We start from the raw sequence: 24,938 nt of genomic DNA on the forward strand, positions 1-24,938 counted from the left end.
TATTTAACTACTAAACCTTTCAATGAAAAGAACATTTATTCAGACCCTCTGTCTGGTTAGCGCGCTGGCCGGCTTCAATTCGGTTTGGGCCACCGGCGACACGCCCGTTTCTTCGGAGAAAAAACCCAAAACCGTCGAGCCAGCCGCCATTAAAGTACCCGCCGGTTTTTCGGCCACTATTCTGACCACGGATCTGGGGGCGGCCCGGCACATGGCCGTCAGCAAAAACGGTGATATTTACGTCAAATTAGCCAAACTGAAAGATGGCAAAGGCATTTACCGGCTGCGGGACACCAACAAAGACGGCGTGATCGATGAGCAAACCGGTTTTGGTGATTACCCCGGCACCGGCATTTTTATCAAAAACGATTACCTGTACGCATCCTCCAACAGTGGCATCTACCGGTATCAGCTGAATGAAAAAGGGGAGGTCATCCAGCCCGATCAGCCGGAGAAAATCGTGGAAGGGCTGCGGTTGAAAGAGCGCGACCAGTCCAAATCGATTGCGGTCGATAACCAGTCGATGGTGTACGTGAACGTGGCTTCCGACAACGATGCCTGCCGCCAGGCCGGAACGGGCAAAGGGTTGATGCCGTGTCCGCTGCTGGATTCAGCCGCCGGAATCTGGCAATTTAAAACCAACCGGCTCAACCAGTCGTACAGCGACGGCGTCCGGTTTGCAACGGGCTTAAAGAACGTGGTCGGGCTGGATTGGAACACCAAAACCAACTCGCTGTTCGTCGTCCAGCACGGTCGGGGCAAGTTCCACGATTTCTATCCGGAATATTATACGCCCAAGCAAAGCGCCGAATTGCCCGCCGAAACCATGTATGAGGTAAAAAAAGGATCAGACGGTGGCTGGCCGTATGTGTATTACGACCACATGCAGAAGAAGAAAATTCTGGCTCCCGAATACGGCGGTGACGGCAAAAAAACCGGTGGAGAAAAAGCGATGGACCCCGTTATGGCCTTCCCGGCGCATTTGGCCCCGAACGGGTTATTGTTTTATACCGGTACGATGTTTCCCGAAAAATACCGCAATGGCGCATTCGTTGCCTTTCACAGCCAGTCGGCCGAACTGCAAAAAGGCTATCTGGTCGCGTTTGTGCCGTTTAAAAATGGAAAACCGTCGGGAGCGTGGGAGATTTTTGCCGACAATTTTGCCGGTATCGATCTGGTAAAACCCACCGGACCCGTTCAACACCGCCCCTGTGGCCTGGCGCAGGGAACCGATGGCTCGCTGTATGTATCCGACGACCTGGGCGGAACCATTTTCCGCATTGCGTACAAGAAGAAATAGGTTTTCGGTTTAACGGTTTTCAGTATTCGGTTTACGGTGGCTGACACAGGAATCAAGAGCTTATTCGTAAGCATGCGTCAGCCACCGTAAACCGAATACTGAAAACCGTAAACGATAATCAAACCGCCACACTCTTCAGCTCAAACACCTCGGCCAGCAGGCGATACGACTCCAGCCGCTCTTCAAATTCCGAAGCCACATTGACCAGCATCAGCTCATCGACCTGGTATTGATCGGCATACCGCAGCAACTGGCGTTTCACTTCTTCCGTGTTGCCCATGATCATCCGTTGCCGGTTGTGCTGAATCCGCGCTTCCTCGCCCGGTGAATACGACACGGTTTTCAGATCGTTGTAGTCGAATGGATCCACTTTTCCCCGGGTTTCGTATTGTAAAAACCGGTAGTCGATCATGGCCTGTTGCCGGTGAACGGTTTCGGGATCGTTGGAGCAAAAGACAAAAAAGGCGACATTGGCCTGCGGTTCTTCCAGGTTTTCGGACGGTTGAAAACGGGCCCGGTAATTCTGCACCGCTTCGGGTCCGCCGTGCGGATTGATGAAGTGCGCAAACGAAAATCCCATGCCGAAATGAGCCGCCAGCAGGCCGCTGTGGCCGCTGGAGCTGAGCATCCACTGCTCCGGTACGGACGGCGGAATGGGCATGGCCCGTACTTTGGCCTGAACGCTGCCCGGCGCGTAGCGATCGTTCAGATAATTCTGAAGATCAAACAGTTGCTGCACCAGATCCTGTTCACTGAAGGTATTGGTCGGATTCAGAATGCTGGCCGTAACGCGGTCACCACCGGGCGCACGGCCCATACCGAGGTCAATACGGCCGGGGAAAAGCGCTTCCAGCATCCGAAAATTCTCGGCCACTTTCAAGGCGCTGTAATGCGGAATCATTACCCCGCCCGACCCGACGCGGATGGTCTGGGTTTGTCCGGCAAGGTGGGCGATCAGGATCTCCGGTGTCGTTCCGGCCAGCGAGGTAACATTATGATGCTCGGACACCCAAAACCGGGTATACCCCAATTCTTCCGCCAGTTTGGCCAGCGCTACGGTTTCCAGCAAGGCTTCCCGCGCGTTGCTCCCTTTCCGGATCGGCGATTGATCTAAAACACTTAACTTCATTTCTACTTCAGGTTGTGAGCGTAAGTTCTATTGTTTTAGAACAACAAATGAATAAAAAAAGGTGCCAATCAGGTTATAAACCTTCCGGAACGGGAAAGCGAATTGAGCTGGGACGGGGTTTTGAGGCAATGGCCTTGCTTTTTCCAATCCATTCCGTTAAATCGGTTTGTTGTTCCTTCTTTCCTTCCTTCCGGCTATGAAATCCAGTTTATTTTTTGCTCTTATCTGCCTGGCCATGAACGCGCTGGGCCAATCTTCCTCAGTAGCCCGCGTCGATACCGGAACCATTGGCGGAGCCCGCTACCGGATCGATATTCCGGCCAACTGGAACCCGAAGCGGTTGCTGATGTACGCACATGGCTACGAAACGATCAAGAACAAACGCGGGAACCTGAGTGGCGGCACAATGGAAAGCTTTACCAAAAAAGGCTTTGCCGTGGCGCAATCGGCCTATCGGCGGCAGGGCTGGGCGGTTGCTGAGGGGGTAGACGATACCGAAGCCCTGCGCCAGTATTTTGTCAGGAAATACGGCCAGCCCGATACTACTTTTATTACCGGACACTCGATGGGCGGCATGATTACGCTGGCGACAATCGAAAAATTCCCCGACAACTACCAGGGCGCTCTGCCGCTGTGTACCATATCGGGGAATTTGTACCAATCCCTTCAGAACCACCTGTTTGCGATGCTGACCACGTTCGACGGGCTTTTTGCGAATACAGTGGCTCTGGAAAAGCTGGCAACCGGAACCGGAACACCCACCGCGCCGGAGGTGATCCGGCAAAAACTACAGGCCGATTCGCTGCTCGGTCAGCAATTTGCCCGCCGGTTTGCCGTAAAATACAGCGACTTACCGGGTACGCTCTGGTTTTTTCAGGAGATTTACCGGGATCTCAGCCAGCAGGCGGGGGGTAATCCGTTCGACAATTCCAACGTTCTCTACAGCGGTTTTCCGGACGACGCCCTGGTGAATCGCCGGGCAACCCGGCTAGCCGCCCAGCCCAAACCCCGGACGTTTCTCGGCCCCTACACCACCTTCAGTGGCAAAATCAGCGACCCGGTTTTGCTCGTCCATACGACCTACGACCAGCTGATTCCGCCCGCCGACGGAACCGCTTACGATGCCATTGTCAGACAGGCGGGTAACGACCGGCTTTTTGTGATGAAGTTCACCGACGGGCAGGGCCATTGCCGGTTCACCCCCGCCCAGACCGAAGCGGTTTTCGATCAACTGCGGCAATGGGCACAAACCGGGCAACGGCCGGTGGCGGGGGAAGTCAGGTGATCGGTAGTAATTAACTATAGCGTGCCGCAGTATAAGCATCAGCCTACGATTTAACCGCGGGCTTTCATACCGGTTAAAATTTCTGCAACTACTTCCACCGGCTCTCCATCCTCCAATAACCCAACAAAAACATTTTTTCAAACAAAAAACTAATAGATTAGTTGTAAAACTAAACCATTAGTCATACATTTGATTCGTCGCCGTTTTTTACATCAACATCAATTATCCCGGTTCTATGCAAGTTCGCGAATTGACCAATGCCGAAGAGGAAATCATGAAGGTGCTCTGGAAGCTGGAGAAAGGGTTTGTGAAGGATGTTCTGACCGAACTCCCGGAGCCCAAACCGGCCTACAATACCGTCTCGACCATCATCCGGATTCTCGAAAAAAAGGGCCTGGTGGGATACCGCGCCTACGGCAAAACGCACGAATACTATCCACTGATCACGGAAGAAGCCTATAAGCGCTTCGAAATGGAGCAGCTCATGTCCGGTTATTTCGACAATTCGCTGAAAAAGCTGGTGTCGTTTTTCGTCAAAGACCGCAACCTGAGCCTGAAAGAAGCCAACGAAATTATTGATCTTTTAAACCGCCAGAAAGAATCATGAATGCGGCCCTCGAATACCTGCTGAAAGCCAACCTGTTTCTCGTATTGTTCTACGGTTGTTACTGGATCTGGTTGCGGAAACACACTTTTTTTCGGCTTAACCGGACTTATCTGATCGTCTCGGTCCTGCTTTCGCTCGCCCTGCCGCTGGTAGAATTGCCCGCCGAAGCCGCCGAAACCATTCCCGTACCGATGGTTGCCTTTTCGTTGCCGGTTGCCATTGCCACGGCGGACCAACCCACGGGGCCGGATTGGGAAACCATCGGGTATTGGGTCTATGGGCTGGTAGCCGCCGTCATGCTCCTGCGCTTGCTGGTGCAGATAACGGGCGTTGGACGGTTGATCAAACGCTCGGAACGGCACCATTTAGACGATTATACGCTGGTGTTGCCGGCTGACGAGCGGGTGCCGACGTTTTCGTTTTTCCGGTATCTGGTCCTGTGCCGCCGGGATGCGCAAACTTCCAATACGCCGATTGTGGCCCACGAACTGGTTCACATCCGCCAGGGACACAGTTTCGACGTGCTGCTGCTGGAAGTCGTTCAGCTTTTTTTCTGGATAAACCCCGTTTTGATTCTCTACAAACAGGCCATTCAGCAAGTGCACGAGTTTCTGGCCGACGCCCAGGCGGAAGACAAACATCAATACGCCACCTTCCTGATTGATTATGCGTTTGGCGTTCAACCCAATACCGTCACCAACGGTTTTTTCAAACCATCGCTGCTCAAGGAACGCATCAGGATGCTGCAACGCCGGGCCACCAGCCGCTGGGCTTTGGGCAAATACATACTGGTGCTGCCGCTGTTGCTGAGCTTGCTGGCGATGACCTCCGCCCGCGAACAACTGACTGACTTGGTCATTACGGCTTCTACTGAAGAAGGCACGATTTCGGGGAAAGTACAGGATAGTAAAGGGCAGCCTTTACCCGGCGCGACGCTGGTGGTGATGCGGACCACCACCGGCGCCCAGACGGATGCGCAGGGCCGTTACGAACTAAAAAATGTGCCGTCGGACGCCAAAATCGTTGCCAGCTTTGTTGGCTTTGAATCGCAGGTGAAAGCTGTATCTGGCAAAAAAACGCTTGATTTTACGCTGAGCGCTAAAGTTGATTCGCTACAACGGGTGGTAGTAATTGGCACTTCTGAAAAACCGCTTACACCTGTTTCTGCTAATCCGGTATCGACTACTTCACCCGGAAAAGGCGAAACGTTTTCGGTCGTTGAACAAAACCCGGAGTTTCCGGGCGGCATGTCGGCCTTGGGATTATATCTGACCAAAAGCATCCGGTATCCCGCCGAAGCCCGGCAAAATAACACCCAGGGAACGGTATTTGTGCAATTCACCGTCAACACAACCGGCGACATTTACGGCTTGCGGGTGAAGAAAGGCATTGGTTCCGGCTGCGACGAAGAAGCCGTTCGGGTGGTGAGTCAGATGCCACGTTGGACGCCAGGCATCCAAAATGGAAAACCGGTGTTGACACAATACGTTCTGCCGATTCAGTTTCAGTTGAATGGAAAAGAAGACAAGCGCTCCGGTCAGGTGATGGACGACAAAATGAATCCTGCTAAAGTCATCATCCGTGATGGTTTCAATGCTGATCCGACCCGAAAACCGCTCTATGTGGTAGATGGGCAAAAACTGGCCGCGCGTGAAAAACACGAACCTCTAGCTGATGTAAATCCGAATGATATTGCAGCGATTGAAGTGTTGAAAGGGGCAACGGCAACGACGAAGTACGGTGATGAAGGCCAGAACGGCGTGATTCTGGTTACGACCAAACAAAGCGAAATGAGCGAGAAAATCCGCCAGTCAGGTCGGATTGATTACGATGGCAAGCCACCGGTTTATATGCTGGACAATGAAATCATCACGCGGGAGGAGTTCCAGAAACTGGACCCCAAGAGCCTGCAAAGTGTCGAGGCTGATCATACTAAACCCACGTATACCATCAAGGCCACTTCCAAAAAATAACCCCGTCATGAAGCCTTCCAAAACCGTCTCCGCCCGGCTCCGCTTCTGCCAGCGCCGACTCGATAACCGACTCATTGCCTACACGTTCGGGCCAAAACCGTCGGCTTTTGTGACGCCATTCTTCCAATCATCCACGTTAAAACAACGCATTCTCATGCTACAGAAATCAGAAACAAATCGCTGGGCAATGGCCAAATACGGCTTCGTGGCCCTGTTGACCCTGAGTTTAGTTGTGTTCGTGGCGGCCTGCGAAGACCGCGCGAAGCAGGATGTGGTCAACGACAGGGAAATAACGGTTTCCGGGCAGATTCTCTCCGGCGACGGCCAGCCGCTTCCGGGGGCCAATATTGTTTTGAAAGGGGCGGCAAAGGGCACAACAACGGATGTTAATGGTCGGTATAAGCTAAAAGTGCCGGCCAATGGAGCCTTGCTGGTTGGGTTCGTTGGGCATAAAAGTCAGGAAATTTCGGTCGGTGGAAAAACCGTTGTGAATGCCCGGCTGATTGAAGGTTCTGACGGAAAACCCTCCCGGTTTTCGGGCGAAACCGTTAACTCGAAGCATCAGGTCGAAATACTGACAGCCGACGGGGACAAGGAGCCCATTTTCGCCGTCGTTCAGGAGAGTCCTGAATTTCCGGGTGGCATGAGCGAGCTTACCAGGTTCATCGTCAAAAACGTGCAGTATCCCGAAGCCGCCCGGAAAGCGCACGTCAGTGGGAAGGTATTTCTTCGGTTTGTCATCAACACGGACGGCAGTTTTCAGGACATTCAGATCCTGAAAGGAATTGGTTTTGGAGCCGATGAAGAAGCCATTCGGGTCTTGAAAGCCATGCCCCGCTGGAAACCGGGCACCCAGAACGGCAAACCGGTGCGGGTTCAATATAACCTGCCGATCAAATTTGAACCCGCCGACAAGTAAAACAAAAAGCCCCGGCATTCATCGTGCCGGGGCTTTTTGTTTTATTTCTTCTTTTGAGGAAACAGCTTCATAAACCGGTCATAAAACCGCTCGTACACTTCGGGTGCGTTACGCTTTTCCCAACCCACATCGAACTCGGTTTTGGCCCGCTTCCAGGTTATCGTCACATCCGGTTTTTCGGGCTTTTCCACTTTCGCAGTTCTGATTTTACACTCCTGTTCCAGCGTAGCGAACACTTTCTGAGTCGTATCTTTCTTTTGCTGGCCCAACTGGGTAAATCCGCCTTCGGAACCTTCCCGGTAATACATCAATCCATTGTCCAGCAGCCGGTATTCGGGGCGGTCGGTGTCACTGCCGATGGCCACAACAATCTGTCGGCCCGTAAATCGATTCGGAAACGTTGAACCCGTTGTCGCCGGTTCCTGCCCATTGACAACGCCCGTTTTAAAAATCCACGTCAACCAAAAAACAAAGAACAATCTCACAATTCGTAAACTCATTAAACAGATTCCATTTGGGTTAACACTATATTCTTAACTGACTAAACGGTAAAAAATTGCCCATTTGATGCCCGTTCCGGTTGGAAAGGGACCGAATCAAGGTGCGGTCGGTTTGCCATAGGTTTCCTCCTTAAGCTCGACCGACTGGCCGAACAGACCATTTTTAATGGTCACGATCAGTAAGTTATCGTAGTCGCCGGGCGCAATCGTTTCCTTTGTCGGTTTCGCTCCCAGCCCGCGCACAATTTCGAGAATCGTGTTGCTGTGGCCGACCACCAGGACATTTTTCCCCTTCGCTTTCTCAAGCTGTTCCACGACGGCACTGACCGGTTTGGCGGGATACGATTCGATGGGCAGATTGAGTTGCTGCGCCAGCGGACCGGCGGTTTGCTGCGTCCGGCGATACGGCGTGGTCAGGATCACACTGATTTCTTCATCAGCCAGTCGATTAGCGAGCGCCAGCGAGCGTTCCAATCCGGCGACGGTCAACCCGCTGCTGTCGGTTTCGTTGATCTTCTCCGCGTGACGGACCACGTAAACCGTGGATGTCGAGCAGGCCGTCAAGCCGATCAACAGAAACAGAACCGGAAGTAGTTTACAGATTTTCATGAGACCGGAAAATTCTTAACTCTTCACTCGTAACTCCTCCAGGGCCAGCCAGCTCATCAAACCGGCCCCAATTTCCAGGGCTGATTCGTCGATGTCGAACGTGGGCGTGTGAACTCCGGAAACAATACCACGGGCTTCGTTTCGTGTTCCAAGTCGGTAAAAACACGAATCGACTACCTGCGAATAGAAGGCAAAATCCTCCCCTGCCATCCACAAATCGAGGTTGATGACGTTTTCAGAACCCATATACTCCGTGGCTGCCGAGCGCATGCGCCGGGTTAGTTCAGGGTGATTTTTCAGGAATGGATAGCCGCGCACGACGGTAAATTCACAACGACCGCCCATCGCGTCGGCCATGCCTTCGGCCATTTTCTTCATCCGGCGCAGGCCGTCTTCCCGCCATTCTTCGTCCATGCACCGGAACGTTCCTTCGATTTTCACCTCGTTGGGAATCACATTCGTAACACCGTCGGCAATAAACCGCCCAAACGACAGGACAGACGGATTGGCCGGTTTGCGGTTTCGGCTGATGATCTGCTGCAAGGCCACGATGATGTGCGAAGCGATCAAAACCGGGTCGATCAACTGGTCGGGCATGGCACCGTGGCCGCCTTTTCCGATCACGGTCAGGTAAAGCTCATCCGTGCTGGCCATGTACATGCCTTCCCGAAAGCCGATTTTCCCAACCGGAACGTTCGGTGCCACGTGCTGGCCGAGCATGCTGGCCGGCGCCGGGTTTTCCAGCACCCCGTCTTTGATCATCAGCGAAGCACCACCGGGGGCTTTCTCCTCCGCCGGTTGGAAAACCAGTTTGATGGTTCCTTCAAACTGGTCACGGAGTTGTTGCAAAATGCGCGCAGTCCCCAGTAGCGAAGACGTATGGACGTCGTGCCCACAGGCGTGCATCACGCCCTCGACCGTCGATTTATACGGCACATCGTTGGCTTCGTGAATCGGTAAAGCGTCCATATCGGCGCGTAACCCCACCACCCGGTTTTCGGACGATCGGCCAGCCTGCCCTTCAATCAGGGCGACTAAACCCGTGTTGGCAACGCCCTCCTGTGGCGTCAGGCCGATGGCTTTGAGCTGTTCGGCCACGAATTTTGCCGTCTTGAACTCGTGGAACGACAGTTCAGGATTGGCGTGCAAATGACGTCGGTTGGCCACCATATCGGCCGCATACTGCCGGGCTAATGTTTTGATCTGGTCTTTCATAGTTCGTCCCCACGGACTTTAGCCCGTGAGCGTTGTAGAATAAGACTCCCGGACTAAAATCCGGGAGTACTTGCTAAAAACTGATAATCATTGATCAGGGTCCGAAGGAACGTTGTATCATCCAGTTCCGACCGAACGCCAATGACCTGTTTTACTTTATTGGCGGCTAACGCACTGATGTCGGGATTATTCAACCGCAGGGCTTCCCGGACAATGTTCAAATCACGATCGGAAAGTTGGGCCACCTCGGGATACTGAACCTGATAATTTTCGGGCAACGCCCGATATGTAACGTGGGCGAGCGTAACGGAACGGGTCAGTTTGACCACCGTGGTTCCGGCGGCAATGTCGCCAATCCGCTGCCCCCGGCCGTTGGCCGCAATGGCAACGACCGCAACAACACCCCCCATGAACAATGGCGATTCGATGAGCCGGAGCAACCACCGCAGCAGATACGCACCCAAACCGGGTTGTGATCCATCCAGCATAACGACCCGGATTTTCATCGCTATTTTGCCTAAACTTTGTCCGTTCAGAAACACCTCACACACCAAATCATACAGCATGAACGGCAACAGCAAAAAAACATAACTCCAGAAACTGCTGCGGAAATCGCCGGGCAGTTGCGTCAGGAGGACAAAATACAGCATCATCCATCCCAAAAAAATCAGATAATCGAGCAGCAACGCCAGAATCCGGTCACCCAAACTGGCGGGTTCGTATTCCAGCGCAACATTTTGGGAAGTCAGAATTGAAACGGTCATATCCAATCAATATACATTAAACGGCCAGAACCGTACGGAAAACTCATAGATGGTTAAAAATTGTCTCCGCAAAATAAACGTTTGAGTTCCGGTCGGCTAATTTTTGCAGATTTATTTCCGAGTACGGTATTTTTTCCGTCAACACCTTTTGCAGCAGCATCCGAATGGCCTCGGGCGACGTTGCATCCGTTACCGCACCCAGTTCCTCCGTCTGGACCAAATGACCCAGATACCCAAAATCAGAGGCCAGAACCGGCTTGCCCGAAACCGCAGCCCGCACCACCACCGAAGCCATGCCGATGTGGTTCTGGTATAACGCTAAAACGTAGTCCGACAACTCAAAATGAACCTGAATCTGTCGCCCTTTTATTTCTTCGAACGCGCAGACAATTTGCACATCCTGACCCACTTCGGCAATTTTTGACTCAATCTTTTCCCGAAAATCGGGTTGAATTGGACCCGCCAGCACCAAAGAAACCGCTTTTTGCTGAGCCAGTGGCAGGAGTTTCAGGGCTTCGAGCAGCGGTTCAATGCCTTTGCGGTCGTCAAGGTGTCCAAAAAGCAGCAGGACCCGGCGGTTGGGCAAAAGTTGCAGCTTCGTTCGTAGTTGTTCGATTTCGGCGGGCGTAATTGTATACGATTCGACCGGATCGGCCAGGGGCCAGATTTTGACGTGCGGGCTCAACGCCCGCAACCCGTCGACCGCCGAGTGGTCCAGACAAAACAGATTGGTTAACCCTTTACGCTTCAGAACACCGTTTAAGGTTACTTTTTTTCGAATTCCGTTCAGTTGAGCCTTCAAACCGGGCCGGATTTTGTAATGAAAATCCGGACGAAAGTAAATACCGGACACCGCACAGGGCGCCGACCGACCCAGCCAGGTTGCCAGCATGAACAGGTCAAAATACATTAGCAGAACGTGGTCAGGGTTAGGCGTTCGACTGTATTTCAACACCAAATTCCATTCTTTAAACGAACGGGTCGCCATCGATGCCCCGTGGACAAGGGCAATGTCCTCCTCCGAAATCGGTATGAACTGCACGGTTCCGGCGCCCGGTTTATCGGTAAGTAACGCCTTGAATTGCTCCTGAAACGATTGCTGGGTAACGACAATCAGCTCGCCTTCGGGGCGGTTTTCCACCCAATACGTGATCAAATGCGTCAAATAATCAGCGTGGTGGCCGTCGATGATGGTATCAAAAAGCAGGATTTTCTTCGCTCTGTTCACTTATGCAATCCGTTGGTAAACCTGAAGTGTTTGACTTGCCATTTTTTCCAGCGAAAAGAACTGGCCGCGCTCGTGCCCTTTTTGAATGAACGATTGACGCAGGGAATCGTCCAGAATTACCTTTTCAATTTGCTGCTGCAGGTCCGAAGCCGATTCCGGATCGAAATACAAGGCGGCCTCCCCGGCCACTTCCGGAAAACAGGACGCCCGACTCAAAATGACCGGACAACCGGCGGCAAAGGCCTCCAGAATTGGAATGCCAAAGCCTTCGTAAAGTGACGGATAGACAAACGCCAGCGCCTGCTGGTATAATCGAAACAACGTAAAATCGTCGATGTTTCGCTGGCTAATCCGATCCGTCAGGCCGAGTTGCTGAATCCACTGCGTTTCTTCTTCATTAAACGAACCACCACCCGCACAAATCAGCTGAACATGCCGGTATTTTTGGAGAATAACCGCAACCGCCTTCAGAAAGGGAATGAAATTTTTGTAATCATTTCGGGCACCAACATACAACAAATACGCTTCAGGAACCTGAATCTGGAATGTTTCGGGTACTTTCAGGTTCTGAAAAGCCGTTGCGTGGTAAACGACCGTTATCTTTTCCGGCTTGATCTTAAAAAGCTCGATCAGATCTTTTTTGGTATTTTCCGACACGGCAATCACCTGGGCGCTCCGGTCGAAGAGTTTCTGCTTCAGCTCCTTCGATGCGTTGTCAATATGCCCGAATTGCTCCGCAAATTTGTCCTTAATGGCATCGTGATACGTCAGGACAACCGGTTTCTGCGTGTAGGTTAGAAAATACGGATGAAAAAAAGTTGGATGAAAAACATCGTAGTGGTTGCGCATCAATTGCGTCACGCTCCACAAGCGGTTAACCTGCGAAAATAGCCTGTTGGTGGGCATAAAGCCCAGAAAATACCGAAAAGACTGCACCCGAAACGCGTCACTTTCCAGTAAATAGGCATTGTTGGAAAATAAAAGCGACAGATGGGTTTCAACCCCTTTTTGCTGAAGCGACACCATCAGGTCGTAAAAATACCGGGACACTCCTCCATACCGCACCCCTGTAAAGGCCTGATGGTCAAACAATATTTTCATAAATCATCCAAATACGCGCCGAAACTGCAAACTTACGGAGAAACCCTTTGACAACGGCTATTTGTTATCGAAATCGACGGTATAGCCCCGGTTGGTATGAACGGTTTTGAAATACGAAATTTGATTTGCAATTTATCCGACCCAAGGGGTTTAGGGCCCATAACCCGGTTTTCTCATGCGTGAAGCTCTTTTTATCAAACAAAATACGGAGAAGTGGAAAGAAATCGAGAGCGAACCGGTGACCACCAGCGACCGTTCCAACCCCGATGTGCTGACCGACCACTTCATCGAGCTGACCGACGATCTGTCGTACGCCCGAACCTTTTACCCGACCTCGCCGGTGACACGCTACCTCAACGGTCTGGCAGCCACGATGCACCGGCGGCTGATGCTCAACAAACGGGAAGACCGCAGCCGTTTCGTCCAGTTCTGGCGGATCGAACTGCCGTTGCTGTTCCGGCAATCGCACCGGCTTTTGCTCGTTTCATTCCTCATTTTTCTGGTGGCGGCCGCGTTGGGCTGGGTGTCGGCGGCTCACGATGAGCTGTTCGTGCGGCTGATTCTGGGCGACGATTACGTCAATATGACCCTCGAAAACATCCGGAAAGGCGATCCGCTGGCGGTTTATAAAGGCAGCGGCCAGGCCGATATGTTTCTGGGCATTACCATCAACAACATCCGGGTTTCGTTTGTGGCCTTCATTCTGGGCCTGTTTGCCTCTTTCGGCACCCTTGTCGTCATGTTTCAAAACGGGGTGATGCTCGGGGCCTTCCAGTATTTTTTCTACGAACGCGGTTTGCTGCTTCCGTCGGTATTGACCATCTGGATTCACGGAACGCTGGAGATTTCGGCCATCGTGATTGCGGGAAGCGCCGGTCTGACGCTCGGCAATAGCCTGTTGTTTCCGGGGACGTGGTCGCGGGCAGAATCGTTTAAACGCGGAGCCAAACAGGGCCTGAAAATTGTGGTGGGTCTGGTACCGGTTTTCATCACGGCGGGTTTTCTGGAGAGCTTCGTCACGCGCCTTCCCCTGCCTCCGGTGGTCAGTTCGGCCATTATTCTGGCCTCCGCTGCGTTTATTGTCTGGTATTTTATTCTGTATCCGATTCAATTGGAGAAAAGGATGGATGGGGACACGGATACGGCGGATTGAACGGATTAAAACTGATTTACTTTATCCGTGTAAATCCGTTCAATCCGCCGTATCCGCGTTCCCATCCATCAAAAATGAATTATAACTGAATCAATCCCCATGAACCTGTATCAAACGCGCGATTTTGGCGAAAAAATCAACGCCACAGTTCAATATGCCGTCAAGCAAATCCGCAGTCTCGGAATGGCTTTGCTGTACATTGCCGGGCCGCCCGCGCTCATTGCCGGGATTGCCTCGGGCATGGCATCGGCGTCGATGCTGGCAACCCAGCCGACCGGACGCGATTCCAGTTACAAAATGGGTTTCTGGCTCGTACAACAGGTTTCCAGTCCCTATTACATTGTGGCCATCATCTTTGCCATGCTCATTCCGCTGCTGGTTTACCTCACCGTTTACGCCCATTTGAAAGTTTACGACCGTAACCACGGCGAACCGGTAACCGTTGAAGCCGTTTGGTCCGAAGTTCAGCAGGCACTGGGACGGGCAGTACTCACCTGGCTGGTGGTTGGTATTCTGGTGGTTGCCGCTACGTTTTTTTTTATAATTCCGGGAATTTATCTGGGGGTGGTCTTTTCACTGGCGCTGGCCGTCGTTGTTTTTGAAGACGGTTCGGCCAGCACGTTTATGGGGCGTTGTTTCGATCTGATCCGCGACAAATGGTGGTCGACGTTCGGACTCATCATCATCATCAGTTTTATCGCTTACATTCTCAGTTTCGTCTTTACGGTTCCGGCAGCCGCCGTCAATATGATGGTTGCCCTGAAACTGGCCCCCAGCATGCCGGTTTATGTCACGATTCTGACCAGTATCCTCAGCACCGTGGGTAGTGTGGTGGTTTCATCGCTCATCGCTCTTAGCCTTGGTTTCCAGTATTTTAACCTTGTTGAATTGCGGGATGGGCGCAGCATTCTGTCGGCCATCGACAGCATTGGCTCGGCCACTCCTCCGCCCATTCCCCGTTCAAACGATGAAGGTGACTATTAACCGCATCGCCAAAATTCGGCTGGCCGGGTTCCTCCTGCTGGTTGCGCTGAGCGGTATTTCGGCCTGGGCGCAAGTACCGGTTTCCATGAAGAAGGACACGGCCCGGGCGCAGTTGGCTCCCGACGACCGGAGCCCGGTGCGGGTTCGACGGCCATCGCCCGCCAGGCTCAACGACTACCGCAACGACCGCGATTACCAATATGGCCAGGATTTTAAACCGGCCAACAACCTGTGGGCCAAGTTCTGGGAATGGTTCTGGCGAAAAGTGGGTGCGTTCCTGAACAGCAGCTCCTACCAGAACTTCTGGCAATATGTTTTCCTGGCCGCAGCCGCGGGGCTGGTGATCTGGCTATTGATCAAAGCCGAAATTCTGGGATTCATTTTCAGTAAAGGCGCCAAAGGCGTCGCTCTGAACTACGAAACGCTCACCGAAAACATTCACGAAATCGACTTTGAACAGCAAATCGACGCGGCTGTTGCCCAGCGGAACTACCGTCTGGCGGTGCGGCTGCTGTACCTGCAAACGCTGAAACACCTGAGCAACCACAACCTGATCGACTGGAAGCCCAATAAAACCAACCGCAGTTACGTCTATGAACTGGCGCAGTCGCCCCTGCAACCGGAGTTCGAAACGCTCACAACGCAGTTTGAATACATCTGGTACGGCGATTTCCCGATTACCGAAGAGCGGTTTAAACCCTTGCAGGAATCGTTTTTACGGTTTAGGGCGTGATTCACAGCCTACAAACCACCGGTTTTCCCGCCATCTACCGGCACGTTGATGCCGTTGATCGAAGCCGCAGCGGGCGTGCAGAGAAAAGCCACGGCGGCCGCAACTTCTTCCGGTTCGGCAAACCGCCGGCTCGGGATTTCGGCCTGCATCTGGGCTTCGATTTCTTCCCGTGATTTTTCCTGAGCACCCGCCCGCATCGTCAAAACCGCATCCAGACGGGCGGTGCGCGTATACCCCGGCAATACATTATTGACCGTAATGCCGAATGGAGCGATCTCCAGCGACAGGGTTTTGGCCCACTGCGCCACGGCCCCGCGAATGGTGTTGGAAACGCCCAGGCCCACAATCGGCTGCTTGACGGACGTGGAAATGATGTTGACAATCCGGCCGTAGCCCAGTCGTTTCATCGACGGCACCACGGCCTGTGCCAAAATCTGGTTGTTCAGGAGATGGGCGGCAAAAGTTTTGGTAAACTCGTCCAGCTGGGCGTCGATGAGCGGACCACCCGCCGGACCGCCGGTATTGTTGACGAGGATATGAACGTCCGGAAATTCTTCCAGATAGGCGTCAATGACGGTTTTTACCTGCTCCGGATTGGCAAAATCGGCCACCCGATACTGGTGTTTCTGCCCCTGCTGCGTGTCCAGCGAGTTAATGGCGGCCTTCAGTTTTTCTTCATTCCGGGCCAGCAGCGTAACATGAGCCCCCAGCAACGCCAGTTCAACGGCCGAAGCGTACCCAATTCCCTGGGTGCTACCGCAGACGACGGCGGTTTTCCCGGTAAGCGAAAGATTCATAGGAATGCGGTTTTAAGTCATCAGATGTGTAACAGTTCCAGCCAATCTTCCGACTGAAATCCTAACTAGCGGCTTTACGCCAAGATTTTTGCTAATTTACCAATCAATTGGTAGAAGTAATCGGTTATTCATCCAAACCGCTTACCCGAAACAGGTTTAGCCGTTTCGTTTCCCAATCATCAACTCCGGCGCATGGATTAAGGGCAAAAGCGTCCGATAGTGTAATTTTTTACGATACCATTCTAGATTTAACCAACTTTACCGTCAAATTAACCTACTAACACACATGTCTAAAGGTCTTATTATTGTCATCGTCCTGGCGCTGATTTTTGGTTTCTTCGGATGCAGCACATATAACGGAATTGTCGGAAAAGACGCCAATGTCGGCGAAAAATGGGCGCAGGTACAAACGCAATACCAACGCCGGGCCGATCTGGTTCCGAACCTGGTCAATACCGTAAAAGGAGCCGCCAACTTTGAAAAAAGTACGTTGACGGCGGTTATGGAAGCCCGTTCAAAAGCAACGAGCGTGCAACTGACGGCGGACCAACTGACGCCCGAAAACGTCCAGAAGTTCCAGGCGGCTCAGGATCAGTTGGGGGGAACGCTGTCGCGTCTGCTGGCCGTGTCGGAAAATTATCCGCAGTTGAAAGCCACGCAGAACTTCTCCGAACTTCAATCACAACTGGAAGGCACCGAAAACCGCATCAGTGTGGCACGGAACGATTTTAACGCAGCCGTAAAAGACTACAATGTCTCCGTCCGCACGTTCCCGGCCAATCTCTTCGCCGGTATTTTCGGTTTCTCACCCAAAGGCTTCTTCGAAGCGTCGCAAGCCGCCCAGAATGCCCCATCCGTCCAATTTTAAATGATGAATTATGAATGATGAACGATGAATGAGTCTTACCTTTCCATTCATCGTTCATCATTCATCGTTCCTTATTTCATCCATGTCCGCAATCAACCTATTCACGCCCGAAGAACAGCAGCAGATCATTCAGGCGATTCGGTCGGCTGAACTGGAAACGTCGGGAGAAATCCGGGTGCATATCGAGCTGCTTTGTCCGGTCCCCGATGTTATGGACCGCGCGGTGCAGGTGTTCCGGCAATTGAACATGGATCAGACGGCGCAGCGCAACGGGGTTCTGTTTTATCTGGCCACCGACGACCGAAAGTTTGCCGTCCTGGGCGATGAAGGAATCGACAAGGTCGTGCCCGCCGATTTCTGGGAAACCACCAAAGAAGTCATGCGCGAAAATTTTCGCGCGGGCCGGTTTACGCAAGGTTTCTGTCTGGGAATTGAACGGGCAGGACAGCAGTTACGACAGTATTTTCCTCGTCTGAACAATGATTCAAACGAGCTTTCCGACGAAATTTCCCACTAAATGACTCTTCGCTTCGTCTTCTATCGCTTTGCCCTGCCGATTCAAATCTTTTTGATTCTCGTCTTTGCCGTGGTTTCGTTTCAGACCTACGGCCAGGATGATGTCATTCCCGAGCGGCCGAATCCACCGCGTCTGGTCAATGATTTTGTGGGCATTCTGAGTGCCGATGAGCGGGCGAGACTGGAAGAAAAATTGCGGGTTTATAACGACTCGACTTCCACGCAAATTGTCATTGTGATTGCAAAGTCCACGGATCCTTACCCCATTGGTGACTACAGCTTTCAAATCGGTCGGAAGTGGGGTGTGGGACAGAAAGGACAAAACAACGGTCTGGTGCTGGCCTGGGTACCTTCAACCCGTAAGGTGTTCATTGCTACGGGTTACGGTCTGGAAGGTGCCATTCCGGATGCCATTGCCAAGCGGATTGTCAGCCAGATCATCGTTCCGCGGTTTAAAAACGAACAATGGTACGCCGGTCTGGACGAAGCCACTACCGAAATCATTCGGCGGGCGAGCGGAGAATACAAAGCCGACCCCTCGGACAGCGGAGACGACGGGGGCGGACTCATCTTCTTCGTCATTATTTTCGTCGTGATCATCGTCATCATCTGGATCAGCCGGAACCGGGGCGGTGGGGGCAGTAACCGAAACCGGGGCGGTGGCTTCTTTCCGGTTCCTTTCCCAACCTCAACCTTCTCCGGCTGGGGCGGTTCGTCCGGTAACTGGGGTGGAGGAGGTGGCGGGGGCAGCAGCTTTGGCGGCTTCGGTGGCGGGAGCTTCGGCGGGGGCGGTGCCGGCGGGGACTATTAGGTTTATTCCAATAGGTGCTCCCTAGAATACCGTTATTTTAACTGAGTATGTTTTTGAATTTTCTTGAAATCTGACTGGTTGAACGTATAAAGCTCCTTACAGTGCGTTTCGGCAAGAGCCGTATGGATACAATCGTTGATGTTTTGAAAACCAATTTTTCTGGCCAATTCAATGGCCCTCCTATAGTTTACGACATCATAATTAACCGTTTGGGAGGTCATTAACCCGTCGACCATGGTTTTAATATCATTTGCGGATACTTTCAGGCGGGCTAATACAAAAGCTGCTTCCTGCAAACATAGCAGGGAACAAAAGAAAACTCCATTTTTAGAGGCTTCCTGATATAATTGAATGGCTTTTTGATTTTTAACAGAGTCTTGTTCAATAAGATAATTTATCAAAACATCAGTATCAAAATAAATCATCTCAGGTTACAAGTTTACGTCGTTGGCAAGCGCTGAAAGATCTAGAGCCGGATCTATTTTGACACTTTTTAACTTTCTACGCAGCTTCTCCAGCTTGTGAAAAGTCTCCATTTGATTGACAACTTTATTGTCTTCCACATCCTTGACGATTATCTCAACCTCTTTTGCACCAAATCTCTCTTTGATAGCTTCCAGAAATCCACTATTCAAAGAATCTGCGCTTGCTCTATGGGTCATCTGCATGAGTTTACTATTTTTTTCAGCAAATTAACGCTTTTCTCTCATACCTCGTTCATGGCATTCTAATCTGCCCATCAATCAAAAACCGCTTTTGATCCAGCCACGCCAGCTGTTGAAATCCTTCGATGTGGTAGCGTTTGAGAACGCCCTTCTCACTTTGCAGCCAGACGTTTCGCTCCGATTCGTAGAGTGAATTTTTGGTTCGCAAGGTTGCTTTTACCAGCCGGGGCTCGCGGGTTACCGAATCCAGTTCGATGCGCAGAAACCGAACCGGCAGCTTTTCGCCCGGTTTCAGGGTATATTCGTAGGTCAGCGAATCCGGGCGGAGTTTCTGGTAACTGGCCTGGTATGCCTGCTTGTTGATGTCGGCTTGCAGAAACAGATCCAGCTCGCGGCTCCAGTCAATATCTTTGGTAGTTTGCTGCTCCTTCTCATTGCCAAAACCGGCCTGTTTTACCACTGTTGGGTGCTGGCTTTTCAACTGGCCAATCTGTTGTTCGACGTACGATTTCAGATCGTAATAGGTGCCGACCGGTGCCTCTTTGGTTGGATTGGTGCAGGCGGCCAAAGCCAGAATAAGAACAAGTCCGTAACTGAATTTCATCATGATAAAAATACCCCCTGACTTTCCAATCAGGGGGAGTGCAGTACTGTCTAGTTGGCGAACACCAACCCAAGCCGAAAAGTTTTTCCTTGGAAAAAAGAGCCGGGAGTGCGACAAAAGACCCGGCTCAGGATCGATCAACTTTCTTGTCTCGGTCTATTCAGCGATCAAACTGTGCCCCGTCATTACGGCGGGTTGCTCGATGCCCATCAGGTGCAGAATGGTTGGGGCAATGTCGGCCAGAACCCCGTTGTTGAGCTTCGGATGAAAATCGTTATCCACTAAAATACACGGAACCGGGTTGGTGGTGTGGGCGGTATTGGGCGTACCGTCGTCGTTGATCATGTAGTCCGCATTACCGTGATCGGCAATGACAATGGTCGTGTATCCGTGTTGCAAAGCCGTTGTGATCACCGCCTGAGCGCACTGGTCGACGGTTTCGGCGGCCTTTACAACCGCTGAAAACACGCCGGTATGGCCCACCATGTCGGTATTGGCAAAATTCAGACAGACGAAGTCGACCTGCTCGCGTTCCAGTTCCGGAATAATAGCATCACGAATGTCGAACGCGCTCATTTCCGGTTTCAGGTCGTAGGTCGCCACTTTGGGTGATGGGCACATCATGCGGGTTTCGCCCTCAAAAACATCTTCCCGACCACCGGAAAAGAAGAACGTTACGTGCGGGTACTTCTCGGTTTCGGCAATCCGAATCTGCTTTTTACCCGCTTTCGAAACCACTTCACCGAGCGTATTCGTCAGATTATCTTTGTCGTAAATGACCTTTACGCCCACAAACTCGTTGTCATAATTGGTCAGCGTGACATAATACAGATTCAATTTCTTCATGTCCTGCTCCGGATAATCCCGCTGGCTGAGCGCCAGCGTAATTTCGCGGCCCCGGTCGGTCCGGAAGTTGAAGCACAGCACCACGTCGCCATCCTGAATCGTCGCCAGCGGACTGCCGTCGGGATTGGTAACGATGATGGGTTTGATGAATTCGTCGGTCACACCATTCTCATACGATTCATGAATGGCCGACAACTCCCCTCCCACTTCGCATTTCTCATGGCCAATACCCCGCACCATCGCGTCGTAGGCCAGTTTGACGCGTTCCCAGCGGTTATCCCGATCCATGGCGTAATACCGCCCGGTGATGGTGGCAATCCGCCCGGTTGTGGCTTTCAGATGGTTTTCCAGATCGGCCAGAAAACCGTATCCACTTTTCGGGTCCGTATCGCGGCCGTCGGTAAAGGCGTGGATAAATACATCCGTCAGTCCCTGCTCATGCGCCACGGTGCAAAGTCCTTTCAGGTGCTCAATGTGGGAGTGAACCCCACCGTTGGATACCAGACCGATGAAATGAACTTTTTTGCCGTTGGTTTTGGCATAATTCAACGCATCCAGCAAAACCGGCTCGGTGTCCAGCGTGTGCTGCTCGACGGCCAGGTTAATTTTCACCAGATCCTGATACACAATCCGGCCCGCGCCGAGGTTCATGTGTCCGACTTCAGAGTTACCCATCTGACCCGCTGGCAGACCGACGGCAAGACCCGAAGCTTCCAGCTGGCTGTGTGAATAGTTGGCATAGAGCGAATCAACAAAAGGCGTGTTGGCCGCGTCGATCGCTGAAACATCAATCTTTCGGGCAATTCCCCAGCCGTCCAGAATCATTAAAATGACTTTCTTATTCATGCCTCGAAATTAACAACATTAGCGGCAAAAGACGCTATCGAATCGTTAAAGAATGGTTAAATGGTTGATAGGAACGCGGATTGAACGGATTAGATGGATTAAATTATCTGTTAAAATCCGTCTAATCCGTTCAATCCGCGTTCCTGTCAAAACTCAAACGTCCCCAAACCGGCGATGTAGTCTTTGCTGCCGTCGGTGACCCAGGCATCCAGTTGCGCCGGATCTTTCATTTGCTGCCCGCGCATACGCGGCACGGCAATGTAGCCGCACTGGACATCCGTCAGCGCCGACATATCACTCCATAATTTTTCAATCTGCGCCACCGGATAAATATCCTCCTGACCGTGTCCCCAGCGGTATTTGACGTCTTTGGTGGTCACATAGGTCGGAATTCGGTGGGCCACGCTTCGAACGGCTTTGGCGAGCCGGGCTTCGTCGCCGTCCTGCAAATCCTGGCGCGTCAGACCGAAAAGCGCCAGCAACGGATCGATCTGAATCCAGGTGGTCATTGAGTTGTAATAACTCAGATTCAGTTCGTCCTCTTCGCGGGGTTGCGCCAGTCCTTCCAGCAAACGGAGGTTGCCGTTGACCCGCGCCAGTCCGCCCCCACGGTCTTCGATCCGGCGGGGAACGACCTCAAACGTCAGCATATTGCCCGATTCGAGGTGATGACCCAGAGCCGCCGGGTTTACATCTGCTCCCAGTGTATCGATATTATGCAACATCACCGTTTCCAACTGCGGATGTTCGGCCAGCAAACGCGCCAATGTTCCGTTCCGGAGCAAATTGGAAACTTCATACCAGTGGCCCAAAGGCGAAAACCGCTGAGCCGCAATGTTATCGACGTAATCGGACCCTTCTCCTTTCGATTTGGCCCAGCCAATCATCGTCTGGCGAACGGCGTCCCGCACTTTCTGCTTATTTTCGTCGAGCGTTTCCTGCGGCATTTCTTCCCACATAAACCGCAGATCGCGCTCCATCGGCACAAATCGCTGACCGATCGAACGGCCCGGCGAAAGGTACGTGGTTCCGGAATAGCCAAAGTTGCGGGTTTGTTCCAGCGTTTGCCGAATCGGTTCGTGCGTCAGGTAGCTGGTCGCCACCAGATGCGGAATCATGCCGCCGTAGGTTTCCGCTACTTTCCGGGTTTTGGCCAAATGGATTTCCAGAAAGCTCCGGTGCCGGCCCTCAATTTCCACAAACGGATTCAGGGCCTTGATGACGCCAGCGCCTTTGGTCCACCGACTACCGACGCCGGCCGCCAGACTCAAAACCGCCACTTTTCCGTCCCGAATAGCCGCTTCACCGGTTTTCACCGCGCCCGCCAGTTCATCGAGCTGAACAATATCGTCCGGTTGGACATCTTCAATGGTCGTCTCGGCGGCTAACCGGTTGCGCGACAGCCCAATACGACCTTTCTGTAAATCTTCCCGGATTTCTTCGTGCTGGATGTAATCAAACCCGTTTTCTTTCTTGATCCGATCGGCTTTTTCGTTTTCGACACTTCGATTGCTTTGTGAAGTCGGGTCGGAAACTTTGAACAGATTGCTGATAATGGTTCGCAGAAGCGGATAGGCCAGGTTGTTTTTCTCGCAGTAGGTCGTAAAAACGTCCATCTCGGCCCGCCGGATGTACGAAATCGAAGCGGGGTCTTTCCGCACCAGTTCCGACACATGAATCCCGTAATACTGTTCCGGCATCAGGGCTTCCGTTCCGGCCTGCAACGTCGCCCAGGTTCCTTTGTAATTGATGCGCCAGTTATAGACCACCGGTTCCATCGCAAACGGCAGCGACGCCGACAATTCCGCTTTCGTTTTTCGCAGAATGTCCAGCACCTTCATTTTATAGTCTTCGTAGCCCGCCGGATTGACAAACATGCCCATACCGCCACCGGACATACCGCCCAGCATCAAAAAGCCGTAGTAATCAGTACCAAAGGCGGCTTTTGCTTTGGAAATAATTTGCTCGGTGAAATACGTGGAAGCCCACGGAATGATGGTTTTAATCGGACCCTCCCAGTTGCGGGCGGTATTGGCACCCAGCTTTTGAATATCGCCTTCTTTGATGGCCGACAGAATGTTATCGAAAACCTGGTTGGTTTGCTGCCGGGCATGCCACTCGTTTTCACCACGGAGCAGGTATTTTTCGGTGACCATTTCCAGAATGGGCCCGACGTTCGACGCCATTCCGCCGTGCATCAGCACCAGCGAATTCATGATTTTTTCGCCCATTTCCGGGTGAATGTCTTCGCCCTCCAACACCCGGTGACGCGGCAATAACGTCCCGCGACTAATCCCGGATTCGGGATCGCCTTCCTGCGCAAACGTACCCTGAATAGCTTTAATGCCGGGCCAGACCCCGCCGGAATCCTGCCAGCCACCACCCGAACCACCAATCCATTCGCCCAGAATCGCCCGGGAAGCCACCAGCCGTCGCTCACTTTCCTCCAGACCGCCTTCCAGCTTTTTCGTCTGACCCGTCGCGCGCATCAGCAGACTGATGATCGAACCCAGCAGGTTGGTCGAAACCGCAAACCGCGAGCCTTTCGGAATATCGTTCACTTTGGTCACCAGTTCGATTCCCATGCCCGGCGCTACAATCCTGGACAAAATATCAGGCAGCGACTGATTTGTATTTTCGAACGAAGGCGGGATAAGGCCCGAGGCAATGACACCGGCTTTGACCAGACTCAGGTAGTCATTTCCGAAATTGAATAAATCGGCTAAATCATCAATGTCTTTGGTGGTATTCAGGTCAATGCTGGTCAGGCGCAAAACCGGGTCCGGAATCACCCGAACGTAGCAGTTCAGCGGGGGACGAATGTCGGCATCGCGCCCAAAAACGCCCAGATCGATGGAGATGTTTACCACCCGCGCGCCTTCCGGATAATCCATTCCAAGGAAGAAAATATCCGACCAGCCGCTGTGGGTCAAATCCATCCGCACCGATGTTTGTTCGTGCAGAATAGGATAAAAGAGCGAATTCTCCGGGCGTTTGAGCAAAGCCGCATGAATCCGGATGGGATGTTCTTCGCGGTGTCCAACCCGAAACATCCACTGATTTCCTTTGCTCGAGCGCACGCTTTTCCGAACCTGACCCGCCAGAATCTGGAACGACAGATGGTGGTAACTTTCGGCCAGGGCACTGAACAAAGCCGCATTGGGACCCTGCTTGTCCAGCTCGTGCAAAAACGTGGCAATAGCATGTTCAAACCGCCGGGCCAGCAAATCTTCAAAACCGGCGTAAGGCACTTTTCCGGTGGTGGGCGTTTCGGGATTCTCCATCAGGAAAAACCGAAAACCCGCATAAAGGAAAAGAATGGCTCTCACTTTATCGTATAAATTGGGCGTCGATTTCCGAAATTCATCCAATTCGCGCAGCATTCCCAGCAACTCTTTTCCCGACAACCGGCGACTTAGTTCATAGAAAGAACGGTTGCGTTTTTCGGGATTGGTCGAGGTAATCGTCTCTATAAAAACATTCAT

24 protein-coding genes are annotated in these 24,938 nt (G+C 52.3%); 11 read left to right on the top strand and 13 right to left on the bottom strand.

Annotation, left to right across the window (positions count from 1 at the left end):
• Window positions 1-22: 22 nt before the first annotated feature.
• Window positions 23-1,300: a PQQ-dependent sugar dehydrogenase gene (locus EHT87_RS26265; protein WP_124909781.1), complete on the top strand. Its 1,278-nt coding sequence runs from the start codon at window positions 23-25 to the stop codon at window positions 1,298-1,300.
• 118 nt (window positions 1,301-1,418) lie between these two features.
• On the opposite strand, the gene EHT87_RS26270 is transcribed toward EHT87_RS26265, so the two are convergent.
• A complete protein-coding gene (locus EHT87_RS26270; RefSeq protein WP_124909782.1) occupies window positions 1,419-2,429 on the bottom strand; it encodes an LLM class flavin-dependent oxidoreductase in 1,011 nt (336 codons plus the stop codon).
• 196 nt (window positions 2,430-2,625) lie between these two features.
• Here EHT87_RS26270 and EHT87_RS26275 point away from each other — a divergent pair, with 196 nt between their 5' ends.
• From EHT87_RS26275 to EHT87_RS26290, 4 genes are all read left to right on the top strand, one after another.
• Window positions 2,626-3,714: an alpha/beta fold hydrolase gene (locus EHT87_RS26275; protein WP_124909783.1), complete on the top strand. Its 1,089-nt coding sequence runs from the start codon at window positions 2,626-2,628 to the stop codon at window positions 3,712-3,714.
• A gap of 235 nt (window positions 3,715-3,949) precedes the next feature.
• Window positions 3,950-4,321, top strand: coding sequence for a BlaI/MecI/CopY family transcriptional regulator (locus tag EHT87_RS26280; RefSeq protein ID WP_124909784.1), 372 nt, complete (start codon window positions 3,950-3,952; stop codon window positions 4,319-4,321).
• Complete coding sequence (locus EHT87_RS26285; RefSeq protein WP_124909785.1) at window positions 4,318-6,294, top strand: M56 family metallopeptidase; 1,977 nt, start codon at window positions 4,318-4,320, stop codon at window positions 6,292-6,294. Before EHT87_RS26280 ends, EHT87_RS26285 begins: the two co-directional genes overlap by 4 nt.
• Before the next feature lie 7 nt (window positions 6,295-6,301).
• On the top strand, window positions 6,302-7,213 hold the full coding sequence (locus EHT87_RS26290) for a TonB family protein (protein WP_185716353.1): 912 nt from the start codon (window positions 6,302-6,304) through the stop codon (window positions 7,211-7,213).
• Window positions 7,214-7,254: 41 nt separating this feature from the next.
• Here the strand turns inward: EHT87_RS26290 and EHT87_RS26295 are convergent, their stop codons facing one another.
• From EHT87_RS26295 to EHT87_RS26320, 6 genes are all read right to left on the bottom strand, one after another.
• Window positions 7,255-7,713 (bottom strand): hypothetical protein, encoded by a 459-nt coding sequence (locus EHT87_RS26295; protein WP_221622080.1) that lies wholly within the window; start codon window positions 7,711-7,713, stop codon window positions 7,255-7,257.
• A 96-nt stretch (window positions 7,714-7,809) separates the two neighbouring features.
• The gene (locus tag EHT87_RS26300) at window positions 7,810-8,322 is read right to left on the bottom strand and encodes a phosphoglycerate mutase family protein (RefSeq protein ID WP_124909788.1); all 513 of its coding nucleotides are present in this window, start codon (window positions 8,320-8,322) and stop codon (window positions 7,810-7,812) included.
• A gap of 15 nt (window positions 8,323-8,337) precedes the next feature.
• Window positions 8,338-9,537 carry a M20 metallopeptidase family protein gene (locus EHT87_RS26305; protein ID WP_124909789.1) on the bottom strand — a complete coding sequence of 400 codons (1,200 nt, stop codon included), beginning with the start codon at window positions 9,535-9,537 and terminating at the stop codon, window positions 8,338-8,340.
• Window positions 9,538-9,590: 53 nt separating this feature from the next.
• Window positions 9,591-10,301, bottom strand: coding sequence for an RDD family protein (locus EHT87_RS26310; RefSeq protein WP_124909790.1), 711 nt, complete (start codon window positions 10,299-10,301; stop codon window positions 9,591-9,593).
• 43 nt (window positions 10,302-10,344) lie between these two features.
• A complete protein-coding gene (locus EHT87_RS26315; RefSeq protein WP_124909791.1) occupies window positions 10,345-11,529 on the bottom strand; it encodes a glycosyltransferase in 1,185 nt (394 codons plus the stop codon).
• Window positions 11,530-12,630 carry a glycosyltransferase family 4 protein gene (locus EHT87_RS26320; protein WP_124909792.1) on the bottom strand — a complete coding sequence of 367 codons (1,101 nt, stop codon included), beginning with the start codon at window positions 12,628-12,630 and terminating at the stop codon, window positions 11,530-11,532.
• A gap of 175 nt (window positions 12,631-12,805) precedes the next feature.
• On the opposite strand from EHT87_RS26320, the gene EHT87_RS26325 reads away from it, so the two are divergent.
• The 3 genes from EHT87_RS26325 (at window position 12,806) to EHT87_RS26335 (ending at window position 15,500) form a co-directional block, all read left to right on the top strand.
• Window positions 12,806-13,783, top strand: coding sequence for a stage II sporulation protein M (locus EHT87_RS26325; RefSeq protein ID WP_124909793.1), 978 nt, complete (start codon window positions 12,806-12,808; stop codon window positions 13,781-13,783).
• Between the two features lie 99 nt (window positions 13,784-13,882).
• Window positions 13,883-14,767 (top strand): hypothetical protein, encoded by an 885-nt coding sequence (locus tag EHT87_RS26330; protein ID WP_124909794.1) that lies wholly within the window; start codon window positions 13,883-13,885, stop codon window positions 14,765-14,767.
• Window positions 14,751-15,500, top strand: a complete 750-nt coding sequence (locus tag EHT87_RS26335) for a DUF4129 domain-containing protein (RefSeq protein WP_124909795.1) — start codon at window positions 14,751-14,753, stop codon at window positions 15,498-15,500. The genes EHT87_RS26330 and EHT87_RS26335 overlap by 17 nt, the downstream gene beginning before the upstream one ends.
• A gap of 8 nt (window positions 15,501-15,508) precedes the next feature.
• Here EHT87_RS26335 and EHT87_RS26340 read toward each other — a convergent pair whose 3' ends face one another.
• Complete coding sequence (locus EHT87_RS26340) at window positions 15,509-16,297, bottom strand: SDR family oxidoreductase (RefSeq protein ID WP_124909796.1); 789 nt, start codon at window positions 16,295-16,297, stop codon at window positions 15,509-15,511.
• Window positions 16,298-16,583: 286 nt separating this feature from the next.
• On the opposite strand from EHT87_RS26340, the gene EHT87_RS26345 reads away from it, so the two are divergent.
• From EHT87_RS26345 to EHT87_RS26355, 3 genes are all read left to right on the top strand, one after another.
• Complete coding sequence (locus tag EHT87_RS26345) at window positions 16,584-17,165, top strand: LemA family protein (protein ID WP_124909797.1); 582 nt, start codon at window positions 16,584-16,586, stop codon at window positions 17,163-17,165.
• An 82-nt stretch (window positions 17,166-17,247) separates the two neighbouring features.
• A complete protein-coding gene (locus EHT87_RS26350) occupies window positions 17,248-17,682 on the top strand; it encodes a TPM domain-containing protein (RefSeq protein ID WP_185716354.1) in 435 nt (144 codons plus the stop codon).
• Window positions 17,683-18,492, top strand: coding sequence for a TPM domain-containing protein (locus EHT87_RS26355; protein ID WP_124909798.1), 810 nt, complete (start codon window positions 17,683-17,685; stop codon window positions 18,490-18,492).
• 32 nt (window positions 18,493-18,524) lie between these two features.
• Here the strand turns inward: EHT87_RS26355 and EHT87_RS26360 are convergent, their stop codons facing one another.
• The 5 genes from EHT87_RS26360 to EHT87_RS26380 form a co-directional block, all read right to left on the bottom strand.
• Complete coding sequence (locus EHT87_RS26360; protein WP_124909799.1) at window positions 18,525-18,917, bottom strand: type II toxin-antitoxin system VapC family toxin; 393 nt, start codon at window positions 18,915-18,917, stop codon at window positions 18,525-18,527.
• 6 nt (window positions 18,918-18,923) lie between these two features.
• On the bottom strand, window positions 18,924-19,160 hold the full coding sequence (locus tag EHT87_RS26365; RefSeq protein WP_124909800.1) for a hypothetical protein: 237 nt from the start codon (window positions 19,158-19,160) through the stop codon (window positions 18,924-18,926).
• Window positions 19,161-19,209: 49 nt separating this feature from the next.
• Window positions 19,210-19,764: a hypothetical protein gene (locus tag EHT87_RS26370; protein ID WP_229321374.1), complete on the bottom strand. Its 555-nt coding sequence runs from the start codon at window positions 19,762-19,764 to the stop codon at window positions 19,210-19,212.
• Between the two features lie 153 nt (window positions 19,765-19,917).
• Window positions 19,918-21,453 carry a 2,3-bisphosphoglycerate-independent phosphoglycerate mutase gene (gene gpmI, locus EHT87_RS26375; RefSeq protein ID WP_124909801.1) on the bottom strand — a complete coding sequence of 512 codons (1,536 nt, stop codon included), beginning with the start codon at window positions 21,451-21,453 and terminating at the stop codon, window positions 19,918-19,920.
• Window positions 21,454-21,599: 146 nt separating this feature from the next.
• Complete coding sequence (locus EHT87_RS26380; RefSeq protein ID WP_124909802.1) at window positions 21,600-24,938, bottom strand: UTP--glucose-1-phosphate uridylyltransferase; 3,339 nt, start codon at window positions 24,936-24,938, stop codon at window positions 21,600-21,602.

Source organism: Larkinella knui (genome assembly GCF_003858645.1).
In the GTDB taxonomy this organism is placed as follows: domain Bacteria; phylum Bacteroidota; class Bacteroidia; order Cytophagales; family Spirosomataceae; genus Larkinella; species Larkinella knui.

Coding starts and splice junctions, on each gene's coding strand:
- EHT87_RS26265 (WP_124909781.1), top strand. CDS start 23: ATGAAAAGAACATTTATTCAGACCCTCTGTCTGGTTAGCGCGCTGGCC.
- EHT87_RS26270 (WP_124909782.1), bottom strand. CDS start 2,429: ATGAAGTTAAGTGTTTTAGATCAATCGCCGATCCGGAAAGGGAGCAAC.
- EHT87_RS26275 (WP_124909783.1), top strand. CDS start 2,626: ATGAAATCCAGTTTATTTTTTGCTCTTATCTGCCTGGCCATGAACGCG.
- EHT87_RS26280 (WP_124909784.1), top strand. CDS start 3,950: ATGCAAGTTCGCGAATTGACCAATGCCGAAGAGGAAATCATGAAGGTG.
- EHT87_RS26285 (WP_124909785.1), top strand. CDS start 4,318: ATGAATGCGGCCCTCGAATACCTGCTGAAAGCCAACCTGTTTCTCGTA.
- EHT87_RS26290 (WP_185716353.1), top strand. CDS start 6,302: ATGAAGCCTTCCAAAACCGTCTCCGCCCGGCTCCGCTTCTGCCAGCGC.
- EHT87_RS26295 (WP_221622080.1), bottom strand. CDS start 7,713: ATGAGTTTACGAATTGTGAGATTGTTCTTTGTTTTTTGGTTGACGTGG.
- EHT87_RS26300 (WP_124909788.1), bottom strand. CDS start 8,322: ATGAAAATCTGTAAACTACTTCCGGTTCTGTTTCTGTTGATCGGCTTG.
- EHT87_RS26305 (WP_124909789.1), bottom strand. CDS start 9,537: ATGAAAGACCAGATCAAAACATTAGCCCGGCAGTATGCGGCCGATATG.
- EHT87_RS26310 (WP_124909790.1), bottom strand. CDS start 10,301: ATGACCGTTTCAATTCTGACTTCCCAAAATGTTGCGCTGGAATACGAA.
- EHT87_RS26320 (WP_124909792.1), bottom strand. CDS start 12,630: ATGAAAATATTGTTTGACCATCAGGCCTTTACAGGGGTGCGGTATGGA.
- EHT87_RS26325 (WP_124909793.1), top strand. CDS start 12,806: ATGCGTGAAGCTCTTTTTATCAAACAAAATACGGAGAAGTGGAAAGAA.
- EHT87_RS26330 (WP_124909794.1), top strand. CDS start 13,883: ATGAACCTGTATCAAACGCGCGATTTTGGCGAAAAAATCAACGCCACA.
- EHT87_RS26335 (WP_124909795.1), top strand. CDS start 14,751: ATGAAGGTGACTATTAACCGCATCGCCAAAATTCGGCTGGCCGGGTTC.
- EHT87_RS26340 (WP_124909796.1), bottom strand. CDS start 16,297: ATGAATCTTTCGCTTACCGGGAAAACCGCCGTCGTCTGCGGTAGCACC.
- EHT87_RS26345 (WP_124909797.1), top strand. CDS start 16,584: ATGTCTAAAGGTCTTATTATTGTCATCGTCCTGGCGCTGATTTTTGGT.
- EHT87_RS26350 (WP_185716354.1), top strand. CDS start 17,248: ATGTCCGCAATCAACCTATTCACGCCCGAAGAACAGCAGCAGATCATT.
- EHT87_RS26355 (WP_124909798.1), top strand. CDS start 17,683: ATGACTCTTCGCTTCGTCTTCTATCGCTTTGCCCTGCCGATTCAAATC.
- EHT87_RS26360 (WP_124909799.1), bottom strand. CDS start 18,917: ATGATTTATTTTGATACTGATGTTTTGATAAATTATCTTATTGAACAA.
- EHT87_RS26365 (WP_124909800.1), bottom strand. CDS start 19,160: ATGCAGATGACCCATAGAGCAAGCGCAGATTCTTTGAATAGTGGATTT.
- EHT87_RS26370 (WP_229321374.1), bottom strand. CDS start 19,764: ATGATGAAATTCAGTTACGGACTTGTTCTTATTCTGGCTTTGGCCGCC.
- gpmI (WP_124909801.1), bottom strand. CDS start 21,453: ATGAATAAGAAAGTCATTTTAATGATTCTGGACGGCTGGGGAATTGCC.
- EHT87_RS26380 (WP_124909802.1), bottom strand. CDS start 24,938: ATGAATGTTTTTATAGAGACGATTACCTCGACCAATCCCGAAAAACGC.